Below are 984 nucleotides of genomic sequence, written 5' to 3'. Positions count from 1 at the left end.
GTTCGCGGGGGTTCTCGTCGAGGTGGGGGTGGGTCGCGCGGGCGGTGCGCTCACGTGCCGCGCGAGCGCACCCGGCGCTCCAGGGCGTCCAGGTCCGCCGCCAGCCGCACCAGCGCCGGGTCGTCGGCGGGCTCGGGGCCGTCCAGCAGCTCCAGCACCCGCCCCGCGGGCGCGCCCGTCAGCCACGCCACCTGGTCGGCGACGTCGCCGGGCCCGGCCGTGGCGTCCAGGCGCACCAGCAGCCGCAGCCGCCGCAGCGCCGCCGCGCGCAGCGCCTCCGCGGCGCGCCCGCGCGCCCCGGCGGCGGCGTACAGCCGCCCGTGGCCCTCCACGGTCTCCGCCGCGCGCACCACCACCGGCAGCGGCTCGGTGACCAGCGGCCCCAGCCGGCGCCCGCGCCACAGCACCGCCACCAGGGCCGCCACCAGCAGCAGGGTGCCGCCGGGCACCACCCAGCGCGGGGCCAGCGCGCTCAGCGGCACGCCCGCCGCGCCGGTGTCCAGCGGGTCCGGCAGGTACCACAGCAGGGTCGGGGAGGCGCCCAGCGCGCGCAGCGCCAGGGCGGCGTTGCCGTCCTGGGCGGCGTGGCGGTTGGTGAGCGGGTCGGGCGCGCCGAGCACCACGAGCGGCCCGCGCCCGGTGGCCGGGTCCGCGGGCACCTCCACCCACGAGCCGCCGTAGCAGGAGGTGCCCGCCGCGCCCGCCAGCAGCGCGTAGCCGCGCCCGCCCGCGCGCGCCTCCCCGGCGGCGGCGGGGTCCGCGGCCGGGCAGCCTGGCCCCTGCACCCGCACGGGCCGCTCGCCCGTCCCGCGCACCCCGGGCGCCACCGCCTCCAGGGTCGGCGCCGTCGGCGCCAGCAGCACCAGGCGAGCGCCGGTGGCGCCCAGCGCCGCCCAGCGCGGCGCCGGCAGCAGGTCGGGGTCGGTGACGAGCACGGTGGTGCCGGCGCCGTCCGCGCGCGCGGCCGCCAGCACGGCGTCGAAG

Annotated in this window: 1 protein-coding gene; it reads right to left on the bottom strand. The window is 82.8% G+C overall.

Annotated elements, in window-relative coordinates:
* Positions 1-50: 50 nt before the first annotated feature.
* On the bottom strand, positions 51-984 hold a 934-nt coding region (locus GTR00_RS21645; RefSeq protein WP_166613554.1), incomplete at its 5' end, for a DUF4350 domain-containing protein.

This window comes from Kineococcus indalonis (assembly GCF_009906395.1).
In the GTDB taxonomy this organism is placed as follows: Bacteria; Actinomycetota; Actinomycetes; order Actinomycetales; family Kineococcaceae; genus Kineococcus; species Kineococcus indalonis.
Note: the sequence above shows the minus strand (reverse complement) of the source record. Positions and strands in the feature narration are given on the sequence as shown.